Annotated in this window: 14 protein-coding genes and 1 other annotated feature; of the genes, 6 read left to right on the top strand and 8 right to left on the bottom strand. The window is 54.9% G+C overall.

The features are described 5' to 3' along the window. Positions 1-317: 317 nt before the first annotated feature. From clpB to rluD, 3 genes are all read right to left on the bottom strand, one after another. Entirely contained in the window at positions 318-2,891 is a 2,574-nt protein-coding gene (gene clpB / locus NG99_RS12210) for an ATP-dependent chaperone ClpB (protein WP_034892849.1), read from the bottom strand. Positions 2,892-3,016: 125 nt separating this feature from the next. Next, positions 3,017-3,745: a purine nucleoside phosphorylase YfiH gene (gene yfiH, locus NG99_RS12205; protein WP_034892847.1), complete on the bottom strand. Its 729-nt coding sequence runs from the start codon at positions 3,743-3,745 to the stop codon at positions 3,017-3,019. Continuing rightward, positions 3,745-4,722, bottom strand: a complete 978-nt coding sequence (rluD, locus tag NG99_RS12200; protein WP_034892844.1) for a 23S rRNA pseudouridine(1911/1915/1917) synthase RluD — start codon at positions 4,720-4,722, stop codon at positions 3,745-3,747. The genes yfiH and rluD overlap by 1 nt, the downstream gene beginning before the upstream one ends. A gap of 130 nt (positions 4,723-4,852) precedes the next feature. On the opposite strand from rluD, the gene bamD reads away from it, so the two are divergent. The 6 genes from bamD to NG99_RS12175 all read left to right on the top strand — a co-directional run bounded on the left by bamD (position 4,853) and on the right by NG99_RS12175 (position 9,474). Further along, on the top strand, positions 4,853-5,584 hold the full coding sequence (bamD, locus tag NG99_RS12195) for an outer membrane protein assembly factor BamD (protein WP_034892841.1): 732 nt from the start codon (positions 4,853-4,855) through the stop codon (positions 5,582-5,584). Positions 5,585-5,854: 270 nt separating this feature from the next. Next, positions 5,855-6,187, top strand: a complete 333-nt coding sequence (gene raiA / locus NG99_RS12190; protein ID WP_034892838.1) for a ribosome-associated translation inhibitor RaiA — start codon at positions 5,855-5,857, stop codon at positions 6,185-6,187. Positions 6,188-6,284: 97 nt separating this feature from the next. Further along, positions 6,285-6,409, top strand: a sequence feature (Phe leader region). Next, complete coding sequence (gene pheL / locus NG99_RS29705) at positions 6,286-6,333, top strand: pheA operon leader peptide PheL (protein ID WP_198138764.1); 48 nt, start codon at positions 6,286-6,288, stop codon at positions 6,331-6,333. (Overlaps the previous feature by 48 nt.) 23 nt (positions 6,410-6,432) lie before the next feature. Further along, positions 6,433-7,593 carry a bifunctional chorismate mutase/prephenate dehydratase gene (pheA, locus tag NG99_RS12185; protein ID WP_034892835.1) on the top strand — a complete coding sequence of 387 codons (1,161 nt, stop codon included), beginning with the start codon at positions 6,433-6,435 and terminating at the stop codon, positions 7,591-7,593. A gap of 112 nt (positions 7,594-7,705) precedes the next feature. Next, on the top strand, positions 7,706-8,758 hold the full coding sequence (locus tag NG99_RS12180; RefSeq protein WP_157032619.1) for an ABC transporter substrate-binding protein: 1,053 nt from the start codon (positions 7,706-7,708) through the stop codon (positions 8,756-8,758). Further along, positions 8,758-9,474, top strand: coding sequence for a substrate-binding domain-containing protein (locus NG99_RS12175; RefSeq protein WP_084110510.1), 717 nt, complete (start codon positions 8,758-8,760; stop codon positions 9,472-9,474). Before NG99_RS12180 ends, NG99_RS12175 begins: the two co-directional genes overlap by 1 nt. A gap of 33 nt (positions 9,475-9,507) precedes the next feature. Here NG99_RS12175 and tyrA read toward each other — a convergent pair whose 3' ends face one another. The 5 genes from tyrA to NG99_RS12150 all read right to left on the bottom strand — a co-directional run bounded on the left by tyrA (position 9,508) and on the right by NG99_RS12150 (position 15,679). Beyond that, a complete protein-coding gene (tyrA, locus tag NG99_RS12170; RefSeq protein WP_034892826.1) occupies positions 9,508-10,629 on the bottom strand; it encodes a bifunctional chorismate mutase/prephenate dehydrogenase in 1,122 nt (373 codons plus the stop codon). Positions 10,630-10,631: 2 nt separating this feature from the next. Continuing rightward, positions 10,632-11,711: a 3-deoxy-7-phosphoheptulonate synthase gene (locus NG99_RS12165; RefSeq protein WP_034892823.1), complete on the bottom strand. Its 1,080-nt coding sequence runs from the start codon at positions 11,709-11,711 to the stop codon at positions 10,632-10,634. A 467-nt stretch (positions 11,712-12,178) separates the two neighbouring features. After that, positions 12,179-13,201, bottom strand: a complete 1,023-nt coding sequence (locus tag NG99_RS12160; protein WP_052130678.1) for a 4-hydroxythreonine-4-phosphate dehydrogenase PdxA — start codon at positions 13,199-13,201, stop codon at positions 12,179-12,181. 86 nt (positions 13,202-13,287) lie between these two features. Beyond that, positions 13,288-14,583 (bottom strand): MFS transporter, encoded by a 1,296-nt coding sequence (locus NG99_RS12155; protein WP_232298270.1) that lies wholly within the window; start codon positions 14,581-14,583, stop codon positions 13,288-13,290. A 121-nt stretch (positions 14,584-14,704) separates the two neighbouring features. Continuing rightward, positions 14,705-15,679, bottom strand: coding sequence for a LysR family transcriptional regulator (locus NG99_RS12150; RefSeq protein ID WP_084110508.1), 975 nt, complete (start codon positions 15,677-15,679; stop codon positions 14,705-14,707). Positions 15,680-15,818 lie beyond the last annotated feature (139 nt).

Below are 15,818 nucleotides of genomic sequence, written 5' to 3'. Positions count from 1 at the left end.
AGAGCGGTGCGGCAAGGGCCTGAGACCTTACTGCGAGGTGGCGTATATTACGCTTTCCCCCTTCAGAGTCAACTTCTTTTTAAGAAGATTTCCCCCGGCGGTTCAGCCTGCTGAACCTCTCAACCCGGCGGCCGGTAAGCCGTTGTTCCGTGTCAGTGGAGGCGCATTATAGGGAGTTTCTGACGGCTGACAAGTCCAGATTGAAAAAAAACGCTCAACCGCTCACTTTTCAACCCAAATCACCAAAAACCCCCCTTTTCCGTTCATTTATCGCACAAAAAATGGGCCCGAAGGCCCATTTTTTTCTGCATCAGAGGTTATTGGTGCGCGACAATGACCCCGTCCTTAACATCCATTTCGATCAATTTGCCCGGCACCAGTGCTCCAGAGAGGATCTGCTGCGCCAGTGGGTTTTCGATCTGCTGCTGGATAGCCCGTTTCAGAGGGCGCGCGCCGTAAACCGGGTCATAACCGTTTTCACCGAGCAGTTGCAGCGCGGCTTCGGAGATGTGCAGTTCAAACCCACGATCCGCCAACCGGTCATAAAGACGCTGTAGCTGAATCTTCGCAATCGAAGCAATATGCTGCTCGCCCAGCGGATGGAACACCACCAGCTCATCGATACGGTTGATGAACTCAGGACGGAAGTGCTGACCGACTACCGTCATCACCACATCTTTCATTTCCGGGTAGCTTAACGAACCAAACCGTTCCTGAATCAGATCGGAACCCAGGTTAGAAGTCATGATCACCACAGTGTTACGAAAATCGACCGTTCTGCCCTGTCCGTCGGTCAGGCGGCCATCCTCCAGCACCTGCAAAAGAATGTTAAACACATCAGGATGCGCTTTTTCCACCTCGTCCAGCAGGATCACCGAATATGGACGGCGGCGGACGGCTTCCGTCAGGTATCCCCCTTCTTCATAGCCCACGTAGCCCGGAGGCGCGCCGACCAGACGGGAAACTGAATGTTTCTCCATAAACTCAGACATATCGAGGCGAACCATCGCGTCGTCGCTGTCAAACATAAAGTTAGCCAGCGCCTTACAGAGTTCGGTCTTACCTACCCCGGTCGGGCCGAGGAACAGGAATGAGCCGATGGGACGATTAGGATCGGCCAGACCCGCCCGGCTGCGGCGAATCGCATTCGACACGGCCTCAACCGCTTCGTTCTGCCCAATCACCCGCTGATGCAGATCCTGCTCCATGCGCAGCAGTTTCTCGCGCTCACCTTCCATCATCCTGGCGACAGGTATCCCGGTCCAGCGGGCCAGCACGTCGGCAATTTCGACTTCCGTCACGCGGTTGCGCAGCAGACGCATTGTCTTACCTTCAGACTGCGTAGCCAGCGCCAGCTGTTTTTCCAGTTCCGGAATCTTGCCGTATTGCAGCTCGGACATCTGGGCCAGATCGCCGAGGCGGCGAGCCTGCTCCATTGACAGCTTGGCCTGCTCCAGCTCCGCTTTGATCGTTTGAGTCCCGGACAGCGAGGCTTTCTCCGCTTTCCACTCCTCTTCGAGTTCCGAGTAGTCGCGCTCTTTCTGATTCAGCTCGTCTTCCAGCATTTCCAGCCGTTTAATGCTGGCATCGTCGGACTCTTTCTTCAGAGCCTGCTGCTCCAGCTTCAGCTGAATAATGCGGCGCTCAAGCCGGTCCAGCGACTCCGGCTTGGAGTCAATCTGCATACGGATGCTGGAAGCGGCCTCGTCAATCAGGTCGATGGCTTTATCCGGCAGCTGACGGTCAGCAATGTAGCGGTGCGACAGCGTTGCCGCCGCCACGATAGCCGGATCGGTAATCTGCACATGGTGATGAAGCTCGTAGCGTTCCTTCAAGCCACGCAGGATGGCAATGGTGTCCTCAACGCTGGGTTCAGCGACAAACACCTTCTGGAAACGACGCTCCAGCGCGGCATCTTTCTCAATATACTGGCGATACTCATCAAGCGTAGTGGCGCCGACGCAGTGAAGCTCCCCGCGAGCCAGAGCAGGCTTAAGCATGTTGCCGGCATCCATCGCGCCGTCAGCTTTCCCTGCGCCAACCATAGTGTGCAGCTCGTCGATAAACAGAATAACGTTGCCTTCCTGCTTAGAAAGATCGTTCAGCACGCCTTTCAGGCGCTCTTCGAATTCGCCACGATATTTCGCACCGGCGACCAGCGCCCCCATGTCCAGCGCCAGCACGCGACGCCCTTTCAGACCTTCCGGCACCTCACCATTAATGATTCGCTGCGCAAGCCCTTCCACGATCGCCGTTTTCCCTACGCCGGGTTCACCAATCAGCACCGGGTTGTTTTTCGTACGGCGCTGGAGAACCTGAATAGTGCGACGGATTTCTTCATCACGCCCAATCACCGGGTCTAACTTGCCGGACTCCGCGCGCTCGGTCAGATCGATAGTGTATTTTTTCAGTGCCTGACGCTGATCCTCGGCTCCCTGGTCGTTCACGTTTTCGCCTCCTCGCATCTGGTCAATGGCCTTGCTGAGCTTGTCGCTGGTGGCGCCGCTGGACTTCAGCAGATCGGCCAGCGACCCACGCGAGTCGAGGGCGGCCAGAACAAAAAGTTCGGATGAGATGAAGTTATCAGCACGCTTCTGCGCCAGCTTATCGCAGAGGTTCAGCACGCGAACCAGATCGGCAGAAGGCTGGACGTCGCCCTCCGTGCCTTCTACCTGCGGCAGACGGCTGATAGCCTGTTCAACGCCGCTGCGCAAAGCGGTGACGTCAACGCCGGCGGTGGTCAGTAAAGGACGAACGGAACCGCCTTCCTGAGTCAGTAAAGCGCTCATCAGGTGGAGAGGTTCGATAAATTGATTGTCGCGCCCCAGGGCTAAAGACTGGGCATCGGCGAGAGCAAGCTGGAATTTGTTAGTAAGACGATCCAGACGCATAATTCCCCCATTCAGGTCAAATTGCTACTGGAGATTAAATGAGGTCATCCCTCAAATTTTCAAGTTTAATGACCCAAATATATTGGCGAAAAATACATCATTCTGGACCGTCTTATGGCGCTAGGTTATATCAGCCAGATCAAACTTGCCATACGACCGGTGACGCCATCGCGTCGGAAGGAGAAAAATTCAGCCGGTTCTGAGGCGGTACACAGGCCACCACCCGTGATGTGGCGCACTCCGCTGCAGGCCAGGCGCTCCCGGGCGAGCAGCCAAATGTCGGCATAATATTTTTCGCCGACGGCACGGAAAGCGGCATCAGTGTGCAAATTTTGCGCTAAAAAGGCCTCGCGGACCTCCGGCCCCACCTCGAAAACCGCTGGCCCAATCGCGGGACCGAGCCAGGCGATGATCTCCTGAGGAGGCGCCAGAAAAGTAGCCAGCGTCGCCTCTAAAACCCCCTGACAAAGCCCTCGCCACCCAGCATGGGCCGCTGCCACTTCCCTGCCATCCGCCGAACAAAAAAGCACCGGCAGGCAGTCCGCGGTCATCACCGCGCAGGGTATCCCCCGCTGGCGGGTATAAACCGCATCCGCACGCAAGGAAGAAGGCTCATCGCCGGTCAGCTGGAGCACTTCGCTACCATGTACCTGCTCCAGCCAGACTGGCGGGGAAGGCAGACCGCCAAGCTCAGCCAGGCGCTGCCGGTTGGCCTGCACATGCCGAGGATCATCGCCAACGTGCGCCCCGAGATTCAGTGAATCCCAGGGCGAGAGGCTAACGCCGCCCGCTCGCGTCGAGCTGTATGCCCGCACGTTAGCAGGCGGCGTCCAGTCGGGCTTAATCAGGCTCATTACCAGTCCAGCTGATCCTTAAACTCTTCAGTATCCGCTTTCATGGCGGCGATTAACTCCACCATATCCTGCGGCAGAGGCGCGTGCCATTCCATTTCAATGCCGCTAATCGGATGATACAGGCGAAGCATGGTGGCATGCAGGGCCTGGCGATCAAATTTGCGCAGCGTGGCGATAAACGCTTCCGATGCCCCTTTAGGCGGACGAGGACGGCCGCCGTATAAAGGATCGCCCACCAGCGGGTGGCTGATGTGCGACATATGCACGCGAATCTGGTGAGTGCGACCCGTTTCAAGGCGCAGACGCATCCGCGTATGGGCACGGAAGTGTTCCATGATGCGATAATGGGTAGTGGCCGGCTTGCCCATCGGATGAACTGCCATATGGGTGCGCTTAGTAGAGTGGCGGCTGATAGGTTCGTCTACCGTCCCGCCTGCCGTCATTCTGCCAATGGCTACCGCTTCATACTCACGGGTAATCTCTCTTAGCTGCAAAGATTCCACCAGGTGCGTTTGGGCTGGAACCGTTTTTGCCACCACCATCAGGCCGGTGGTGTCTTTATCAAGGCGATGAACGATACCCGCACGCGGCACGTCTGAAATTGCGGGGAAGTAATGCAACAGCGCATTCAGCACCGTCCCGTCAGGATTGCCTGCGCCGGGATGCACCACCAAACCGCGGGGTTTGTTGATCACCAGGATATCGTCATCTTCATAGACGATGTCCAGAGCAATGTCCTGCGCTTCCCAGCGGGCTTCCTCTTCAATTTCCGCATCAATAGCGATTTGTTCGCTGCCAAGCACTTTTTCTTTTGGTTTATCGATGATTACGCCATTAACGGCGACGCGACGGTCGAGAATCCACTCTTTTATGCGAGATCGAGAATAATCAGGGAACAATTCGGCCAAAGCCTGATCTAAGCGTTGTCCGAGTTGCGATTCGGATACCGTTGCGTTGAGTTTTACTTGTTGTGCCATAAACAGCTTCTTCGTTAACGTTGGGTTTTCACGGCGATGCCGTTTAATATAATGTGCTATTGTACCTGGTCACTATCGGGAGCTACACGGACAGCTTCCTGAATAACACTCTGAGGATAATCAAATCGTCATGACGCGTATGAAATATCTGGTGGCTGCAGCCACGTTGAGCCTGGCATTAGCTGGTTGTTCCGGCTCGAAGGAAACGGTGCCCGACAATCCGCCTTCGGTCATCTATGCCACAGCCCAGCAAAAACTGCAGGACGGTAACTTTAAAGGAGCAATAACGCAACTGGAAGCGCTTGATAACCGCTACCCGTTCGGCCCTTACTCCCAGCAAGTTCAGCTAGACCTGATCTACGCTTATTACAAAAATGCCGATTTGCCGCTGGCGCAGGCCGCAATTGACCGCTTCATGCGTCTGAATCCAACCCACCCGAATATTGATTACGTGATTTATATGCGTGGTCTGACGGATATGGCGCTGGACGATAGCGCACTGCAGGGCTTCTTCGGCATCGACCGCTCTGACCGCGATCCTACGCATGCGCGTGACGCCTTCCATGACTTCTCTCAGCTGCTGCGCGGTTATCCGAACAGTCAGTACGCCACCGACGCAAGAAAACGTCTGGTGTATCTGAAAGATCGTCTGGCGAAATATGAGTTATCCGTTGCTCAATTCTACACGAAGCGCGGGGCTTATGTTGCAGTAGTTAACCGTGTTGAGCAAATGATGAAAGATTATCCAGATACGCAGGCAACCCGCACCGCGCTGCCGCTGATGGAAAATGCCTACCGTCAGCTGCAGCTCACTGCGGAAGCGGACAAAGTCGCCAGCCTGATTGCAATCAATAAGGCTTAAGCGTTGTACATGAAAAATGGCAGCCGGTGGCTGCCATTTTTTTTGCCCGAAGTCGCGCCACGCTGGCGGTTTCTCTTGCGGGTTAACCTGTCAATCATGCCCGCTAAAATGCCGCCAGACAACCCCTCGCTGAGCAATTATCACCCCATCTCACAGATTTTTTACCCTTGACAAAAAGTGACAAAAAAACGTGATTTCGATCACCCATCAGGCCCTTTTTCAAGGTATGCTGGACCCACATTCGACGGAAATGACAGAGAGGTAAGCACTATGGTTCTGAACATTACCAGCAAGCACATGGAAATTACTCCGGCTATCCGCCAACATGTCGAAGACCGTCTGGCCAAGCTCGAAAAATGGCAAACTGACCTGATAAAACCCCATATCGTTCTTTCAAAGGAGCCGAAGGAATTTGTCGCTGATGCCACCATCAATACGCCTAATGGCCCGCTGGTCGCCAGCGCGAAGCATGATGATATGTATACGGCTATCAATGATCTGATCGTCAAGCTGGAGCGTCAGCTGAACAAGGTTCAGCATAAAGGCGAAGCCCGCCGCGCCAACGCCAGCGTAAAAGACCTGAGCGTCGTCGATCAGGAATAAACGTTAAAAGGGAGATAACGCGCCTCAGGGCGCGTTTTTTATTGACAGAGAGAAATTGCAGCGGTTACTTTAAACACTCGCTGGTTCTGGATACCACAATGAAAAAACTGCCGTTCTTCTTCGCATTCTTTTTTACCTTCCCCTGACTGGGAGGCAATTCGTCGTGTAAGAAAGAATGCGAAGACGAACTATAAAGCCTCCCAAACGGGAGGCTTTTTTTTTATGAACATCTGACAGGTAGCATTATGACCCCTGAGAATCCCCTGCTGGGCCTGCGCGATAAAATCAGCGCGCTGGATGAACAACTGCTGAATTTACTTGCCCAACGTCGGGCGCTGGCAGTTGAGGTTGCAACGGCGAAAATGGCCACCCACCGCCCGATCCGCGACATCGATCGCGAGCGGGATCTACTGGAGCATCTGATCACCCTGGGCAAAGGCCACAAGCTGGACGCGCACTACATTACGCGTCTGTTTCAGCTCATTATTGAAGACTCGGTGCTGACTCAGCAGGCGCTGCTGCAAAAGCATCTGAATAACACCACGGCGCTCTCGGCTCGTATCGCCTTCCTCGGTCCGAAAGGCTCTTATTCTCACCTGGCTGCCCGCCATTATGCTGCCCGTCATTTCGATACTTTTATTGAAAGCGGCTGCCTGAAGTTCCACGACATCTTCACTCAGGTGGAAACAGGTCAGGCTGACTATGCGGTTCTGCCAATTGAAAATACCAGTTCCGGCTCGATAAACGACGTCTACGATCTGTTGCAACAGACCAGTCTCTCCATCGTCGGTGAGATGACGATCCCGATCGATCACTGCGTTTTGGTCAATGGTCACACCGATCTACAGCAAATCAAAACGGTCTACAGCCATCCACAGCCGTTCCAGCAGTGTAGCCAGTTTATCAACCGCTACCCGCACTGGAAAATTGAGTACACCGAAAGCACTGCGGCCGCTATGGAAAAAGTCGCCGCGATGAACTCACCTGAAGTGGCCGCCATTGGGAGTGAAGCGGGCGGCGCGCTTTATGGCCTTCAGGTGCTGGAACGCAACCTGGCCAATCAGAAGCAAAATATCACCCGCTTTATCATTCTTGCCCGCAAGCCGGTTGACGTAACGCCACAGGTGCCGGCTAAGACCACGCTGATTATGGCAACGGGTCAACAGGCGGGGGCGCTGGTAGAAGCGCTGCTGGTGCTACGTAAGCACAACCTGGTGATGAGTAAGCTTGAGTCGCGTCCGATTAATGGCAACCCGTGGGAAGAGATGTTTTATATCGATTTCCAGGGCAACCTGCGATCCAATGAGGTTCAGCAAGCGCTCGCAGAACTGTCCCCTATTACCCGATCGCTGAAGGTACTTGGCTGCTATCCCAGCGAAAACGTCGTTCCTGTCGAACCGGAATAGCCCTGAGCCATCAGCCGTCTTGCGGCGGCTGATGCTTCTTTGCGCTGAATCATTTACACCCTGAAGCCTGACGCTATATCATTGCGTACATAACGCTATTCAGGGATATACCATGCCGCACATTTTCAGGGTTTCTGCTCTCACCGTCTTACTCGGTCTTCTCCCCTTCTGCTCCCAGGCTGCTCGTGAGGTTACCGATCAGCTTGGCCGTCAGGTCACAATCCCCGATCGCGTTGACCGCGTAGTGGTTTTACAGCACCAGACGCTTAATCTGCTGGTCCAGCTGGACGCCACCAGCACCATGGTCGGCATTCTTGGCAACTGGAAACAGCAGTTGGGAGATGGCTACGCACGCCTTGTGCCACAGCTTGCCAGTATTCCCGCGCTCGGTGATTTAACCCATGTGGATCTGGAGAAGCTGGTCGCCCTTCATCCACAGGTGGTTTTTGTCACCAACTACGCGCCCACAGAGATGATCGAGCAGATCCAGAAGCTGGGTATTGCGGTGATTGCCATCTCCCTGCGTAGCGGCGATGAGAAACAGCAGGGCAAGCTGAATCCTGAATTACAGGATGAAGATCGGGCTTATAACCAGGGACTTAAAGACGGGATCGAGCTAATCGGCGAGGTGGTTAATCATCAGCAGCAGGCGAAAGCGCTGATTAAAGCCACCTTTGAAGAACGTCAGCAAACGGCAGAGCGCCTCAAAGGTATTCCTGCCGATCGAAGGATTCGCGCCTATATGGCCAATCCTGACCTGACGACTTACGGCTCAGGAAAATATACCGGGCTGATGATGTCCCATGCCGGTGCGCTAAACGTGGCGGCAGCAACGGTGAAAGGCTATAAGCAGGTGTCGATGGAGCAAATTATTGCCTGGAACCCTCAGGTCATTTTTGTGCAGGACCGCTATCCGAAGGTGATTGATGAAATTAATCAGCAGCCCGCCTGGCAGGCGGTCGACGCGGTTAAAAACCATCGCGTCTATCTGATGCCTGAATATGCCAAGGCCTGGGGCTATCCCATGCCTGAAGCGCTGGCGCTGGGCGAACTGTGGATGGCGAAAAAGCTTTATCCTGAGAAATTCAGCGACGTGGACATGCAAACAAGGGCAGACAGCTGGTATCAGCGTTTTTACCGCACCCACTACGCTGGCAATAACTGATGAATGCATTAAAAGTGCTGGCGGCCGGGAGCCTGCGGGTCGTCTGGCCGAAGCTGATGAGGGCATTTGAGCAGGAAAGCGGCCTGCGCGTGCAAACCGATTTTGGCCCTGCCGGGCTACTTTTACAGCGCATTAAGCACGGCGAATACTGCGATCTGTTTGCTTCCGCCAATACCCTGCATCCGCAAGCGCTGATAAAGACCGGAAAGGCTTCGGCCACGGCGGTGTTCACTCATAATCAGCTTTGCCTCAGCGTCACGCCAGCGCTGGCGGCGGAAAACCGTAGCTGGCTGGAACTGCTGCTCGATCCTTCCCTGCGCCTCGCCACCTCAACGCCGCTAAGCGATCCTTCCGGGGACTATACATGGCTGCTGTTCGATCGGATTGAGGCGACGCATCCAACACAGGGTGAAGCATTGAAGCAGCGCGCCCTGAAGCTGGTCGGCGGCCCGCAAAGTGCGGCGGTTCCCGAGGGGAAGCTGGCAGCGGCGTGGCTGCTGGACAGTGGCCAGGCGGAGATGTTTATTGGCTATCAGAGCTATGCGCCCCGGCTGAGGGCGGAGGGAAGCGCGGTATGCCTTAGTATTCCCTCGCCGTGGCAGATAAAAGCAGACTATGCCTTTGCCCGCTGCACGGAAAACGCCGCGCGACTGGCCGACTTTTTGCTGTCGCCACAGGCACAAAAGCTGTTTCAGGAAGCGGGATTTAGTCAGTAAAAGAAAAAGGCCGTTTCCGGCCTTAGAGTATGGTTACTGGCGGCTGTCGTTTGCCTGACGCAGCAGCGTCCGGCTCTCCAGCATAAAGCGCTGGGCGTAATCGCCAAACCAGTGTTCGACCTTACGGAAGCTGTCGATAAACGCCTGCTTATCGCCCTGCTCCAGCAACTTGATAGCTTCACCAAATCGCTGATAGTAGCGCTTAATCAGCGCCAGGTTGCTTTCGGAAGACATAATGATATCGGCATACAGCTGCGGGTCCTGGGCAAACAGCCTGCCCACCATCGCCAGTTCCAGACGGTAGATCGGCGAAGACAGCGCCAGCAGCTGTTCAAGCTGCACGTTTTCTTCCGCCAGATGCAGGCCATAGGCGAAAGTCGCAAAGTGGCGCAGCGCCTGAATAAAGGCCATGTTCTGATCGTGCTCCACCGCGCTGATCCGATGTAAACGCGCGCCCCAGACCTGAATCTGCTCCAGCAGCCACTGGTAGGCTTCCGGCTGGCGGCCATCACACCACACCACCACCTGCTTAGCCAGGCTGCCGCTATCGGGACCGAACATTGGATGCAGCCCTAATACCGGACCGCTGTGAGCAGCCAGCATCGCCTGAAGCGGGCTGTTTTTCACCGATGCCAGATCGACCAGAATGCAGTCCTCAGGCAGCGGCGGCAATTCAGCAATGACCTGTTCGGTCAGATGAATAGGCACGCTGATAATCACCATGCCAGCATCGGCCAGCATGATGTCCGCCTGCGACCAGTCCTCTTTATCAAGGATTTTTACCTGATAGCCAGAAAGCGTGAGCATCTTTTCAAACAGCCGCCCCATCTGGCCTTTACCGCCGACAATCACCACCGGACGCAGGTCGGGATTCAGCGTTTTGAACCCTTTATCGTTTTCACTCGAATATGATTCACGCATCAGCCTGCGCAGAACATCCTCAATCAGATCGGGGGGAACGCCGAGCAGTTCCGCCTCTTTGCGCCGTGAAGCCAGCATTGAGGCTTCACGTTCTGGAACATAAATCGGTAATCCATAACGGCTCTTTACCTCGCCAACTTCAGCGACGAGATGCAGACGTTTGGCCAGCAGATCGAGCAGCGCTTTATCAACTTCATCAATTTGATCGCGTAGCGCGGTCAGTTCAGCCACCATAATTACTCCTCTTGCGCGAGACGCGCCGCCAGCACGCCGTTCAGATCCTGGTGAATTTCACGCAGCAGGGCTTCGGTGGTTTCCCAGTTGATGCAGGCATCCGTCACGGAAACGCCGTAGCGCATCTCGGCCCTGGGCTGCTCGGAAGACTGGTTGCCTTCGTGAAGATGGCTTTCCAGCATCAGGCCCATAATCGAACGGTTGCCGTCTTTGATCTGCGCTACCGCAGATTCAGCCACGCCGGACTGGCGACGAAAATCTTTGTTAGAATTGCCGTGGCTGCAATCTATCATCAAGGAGGGACGGAGTCCCGCCTGACGCATCTCTTTTTCACACTGCGCCACATCTTCCGGGCCGTAATTAGGGGTCTTGCCGCCGCGCAGGATCACATGGCCGTCCGGATTACCCTGGGTTTGCAGCAGACAAACCTGGCCGCTCTGATTGATGCCGACAAACCGGTGCGGCATTGAGGCTGCGCGCATAGCGTTGATCGCCGTACCGAGGCTGCCGTCGGTGCCGTTTTTAAAGCCAACCGGCATCGACAGACCGGACGCCATTTCGCGGTGGGTTTGGGATTCGGTGGTACGGGCGCCAATGGCCGACCAGCTGAACAGATCGCCCAGGTACTGCGGGCTGTTAGGGTCCAGCGCTTCCGTCGCCAGCGGCAGGCCCATCTCAACCAGATCCAGCAGCAGACGCCGGGCAATGTGCAGGCCCGCTTCCATATCAAAAGAGTTATCCATGTACGGATCGTTGATCAACCCTTTCCAGCCAACGGTAGTCCGTGGCTTTTCAAAATAGACGCGCATAACAATATACAGCTGATCCTTCAGCTGGTCAGAGAGAGTTTTCAGATGACGAGCGTAATCCAGAGCAGCTTCAGTATCGTGAATGGAGCACGGGCCGCAAACCACCAGCAGACGGTGATCTTTTCCACTGGTGATATCAGCAATAGTCTGGCGAGAAGCGGCGATTTGCGCCTCCAGGGCAGCATTCAGCGGAAACTGTTTTTTTAACTCTTCCGGCGTGATCAGAATTTGTTCGCCAGCGATATGGACATTATTAAGCGCGTCTTTTTGCATGATGGTCATCCTGTTTCTCTCGTTATGCGTAGTCAGCCCTCAGTGAGGTGGTGAACAATGTATCATATGCGGTACAAAACTCAATCCTTACATGTACACTTTTATTACCATAGACATAAAAGCAATAAAGAACATAAAAATAAAACAACAAAATCAATTAAATAACCAACAACCCACAAAAACAACCCGCAACCAATTCGTAAAATTAACTTTACACCAAACTGTTTGCGTGAAGCCTCTCGTTGAGACAAAGGCTTATCTACGAGGGACTTACGTTGGGCTAAGCGGCCCCGTCAGCAAAACCGCAGGCTGCAAACGGACGCCACTAAAAGACTGAGAAAAGAGACAGAGGGGCTGAGAAGGACTTAATGCAGAGGTAATCTGACAGCTACCGCTATAAACAGCCGGTGACTGTCAGACAAGAACGTAGAAACGGGGCAGGCTCTCAGAGATGAACCAGACGAAGCTTATTTGGCACTGCTAAGCGTTTTCTGGCGATGACCGGTTCCCATCCGGCAGGCGAGGTCAAACGCATTAGCCATCGCGGTGGTTTTGGCGATGCCCTTGCCGACAATCTCATAGGCCGTTCCATGGGCTGGCGTGGTAACAGGAATCGGCAAGCCGCCCTGTACGGTAACGCCGATATCGAAGCCCATCATCTTGGTGGCGATTTGCCCCTGGTCATGATACATCGAGACAATACCGTCAAACTGCCCGTCTCTGGCACGCAGGAAAATAGTATCTGCCGGGAAAGGCCCTTCTGCGGGATAGCCCTGGCTCGCGGCCAGCTCAATACCGGGGGTAATAATTCTGCCCTCTTCATCACCATAATTGCCGTTATCGCCGTTGTGAGGATTTAAGCCACACACGCCGATTTTGGGCTGCGCCACGCCAGCGTCTTGCAGCGCCCGCGTCAACATGCCGATGGCTCTGGCAACCTTCTCAGCGCTTAGCTGGCTGGAAACCGCCGACAGAGGAATATGCGAGGTCACCCGCGCGGTCCAGAGTTTATCCAGCACATTAAATTCGCCACAAACGCCTTTGTAATTCAGCTCATTGGACAGCCAGCGCATCTCATCCTCTTGCTGCATCCCCCCCAGACGCATCGCGCCTTTGTTCAGTGGACCAAAGCACAGCGCATCGGCCTGCCCAGACGCCACCATTGCTACCCCTATTTTTAGTGATTCCAGGATAAATAAGCCGTTTTCCTCGCCCACTTTCGCTGGGGTAATAACACGGTGTAATCCAGGCCACTGTGGAATAGACAACCAGTCAGATTCGGTCGGCAGCGGTACGCCTCTGCTCTTCGCCGCAGCTTCAAGCGCGGGCATATTAGCAATTAACGTTACGTTCGCCTTGCGGGCCGTAAGCGGGTCCGCGAGCAGTGTGACAATGATCTCTGGACCAATGCCCGCGGCATCGCCTACCGCCAGAGCTATATGCGGTTTATCTGTCACGGCGAACTGTTGACGGGCTGTTTCACTTGTCATGGTCATTTGCTCCTCAATGTATAACGGGCAGAGGCGAACCTCTGCCGATGAAATGGAATAAGGGAATAAAGGGGTAAGAGACAGCGTCATCCCACCAGCGATTGTTGCGCAGTGACTTTTTTCTGTTCCAGATGCTCGACTGTTATATCCGGGCGGATCCACTGGGTTAAAATAATCCCAATAATCAGGAAGCCAATCGCCCCCGCAAAGGGCAGCGTCCAGCTCCCGGTCATATCAATCATCAGGCCGAAAATAATCGGTGAAACGATGGTCGCCATCGCGGCGCCGAAGTTGAGCATACCGCTGGCTGTTCCCGCCGTTTTTGGCGAAACGTCCATAGGCACCGCCCAAATCGGGCCGATAGTCAGTTCCAGGAAGAAAAACGCCGCACTCAGGCACAGGGCGATAGTGACGACGTCATGGCTAATCAGTACGGGGATAAAGAAGATCAATCCACCGAGCAGGCTGACCGTGATCACCCCCTGACGAGCCAGCGCCAGGCGGCCAGTGCGTCGCAGAATCCAGTCGCTGACCACGCCACCGGTCAGATCACCCAGTACGCCAGCAAAGAACACCCCTGATGAGTAGAGCGCTGAACTTTTAATATCGAGGTTCAGCGACTGCATGAAGAAGATCGGCATCCAGCTGAAAAACAACGTGTTTGACCAGACCATGCAGAAATAAACCCCGATGGTGGCGCGCATACGACGCAGGATAGTCCACCATGAATGAGGCATTGCGCTGCTGCCTTCCTGAACGCTTTCCCGACGCGGCAGGAGTGCCATTTCTTCAGGGGAAACCCCGGCGTGCTCTTCAGGCGTTTCTTTGAAGTAAACCAGCCAGACCACCAGCCACAACGCCGACAGGATACCCACGACGATGAATGACGCGCGCCATGAATGCCAGGCAATCAGGATGGCTACCAGGGGTGGCGCCACGGCGTTACCCAGCCGGGAAAAGGAGTGCGTTAATCCCTGAGCCATACCGCGTTTAGGTTTGGGCACCCAATTCGTGATAGCTCTGGCCTGAGCAGGGAGAGCGGCCCCCTCACCAATCCCCAGCAAAAGACGCGCCAGGCACAGGGAAACCAGACCGCCGATCAGGCCGGTACAGACAGTGGCAACGGCCCAGATCAGCCCACAGGCGATGATGGTTCTGCGTGCGCCGAAGCGGTCCGCTACCCACCCGCCCACCAGTTGGAAAATGGCGTAGGTATAGCCAAAGGCGGAAAAAGCGATGCCGAGCTGGGTATTGGTAAGTCCGAGTTCGGCTTTCAGTGGCCCTGCGGCAGCGGCCAGGTTGACGCGATCCAGATAAAGGATAAACGACATGGCACAGAAGATAATCAGCATATTCCTGCTGATAGGGGACTGAGTTTTCAAAATTGCCTCCTGCTATTATGTAATTGGGGCAGTAGTTGTAGGGTATGTCGCCCGGTCAACTATGAGGCAATAATTAATACTCAAGCTATTAGCATTTTAGATATACAGCCTTAACAATACGTCAATGCGCAGCCTGGCGGATGCCGCTTAGCAGTGAAAGAATGTTGTCGGTCGCCAGCGCCAGCGAGGCTTGCGGCTGATGGCATAACACGAACTGCCGATTGGCCAGAGGGTCTTGAAGCGGTAAATGCGCAAACTCCGAAGTGGAGATAATCTGGCTGGCAACCGCTTCCGGCATCAGCCCTACCCCGATACCGCAGGAAATCATCGCGGCCATGCTATCGAAGCTACCTACGCGGATGCGCATTTTCAGCGGCTTGTCTAAGCGCCGGGCCAGCTGGGCGAGCATGATCGAAATGGAGGCGCCTTCAGTCAGTCCGATCAGATCGTGCTGAAGGAGTTCTGTCGCCGTTAACGGCTGATGTTGGGCGACCCATTGAGCCAGAGGATGGTCAACCGGCGTCACCACGCAGAGGCGATCCTGACGATAAGGGATCACCGGCAGAGAAACATGGCTTACCGTCTGTTCATAGATACCAATATCCGCCACCCCACGCTGCACCGCCTGAATCACGTTTTCGCTGTTCATCTCATGCAGATCAATATGAATGTTGGGATAACGCTGGTGGCTGATACGCAGATCTTCGGTGAGAAATTGCAACACTGCCGAGGTACAGGCCGCGATGCGCACCACCCCGCGGTTGCCTTGCAGAAACGATTGCATATCATCCTGCATTCGCTCAGCGGAGTGCAAAATAGCCCGCGCATGCGCCAGAATAGCGCGTCCCGCATCGTTCAGCGCCATGCCATGCGGTAAACGTACGAACAGCGCCATACCGAGCTGCTCCTCCAGCTCGCGGATACGGCGGGAAGCGGCGGCGGGAACCAGATGCAACTGTGCGGCCGCATGAGTAATTCCCCCCAGCTCTGCCGTGGCGACAAACAGCCTTAATGTCACCAGATCAAAACGTATGCTGGGGGCGATACGATAAACATTGCCCTCCCTGGACGACAAAGAGACCAGATTTTTGCTCATAGTGTATCCCCTGATAGTCAATGCCACGTCGCATTTTGTCTGCGTCTTATTCGGACAGGGGCTGAGCTAGAGCGGCCCCCCCTGCGGGTGATTCTATTCTGCCACTGAAGACCGAAAGGGTTGCCCCTTAATGTTCAAA

Origin of the sequence: Erwinia typographi (assembly GCF_000773975.1) — a bacterium.
Taxonomy (GTDB): Bacteria; Pseudomonadota; Gammaproteobacteria; order Enterobacterales; family Enterobacteriaceae; genus Erwinia; species Erwinia typographi.
This window is presented reverse-complemented; position numbering and strand designations above follow the sequence as displayed.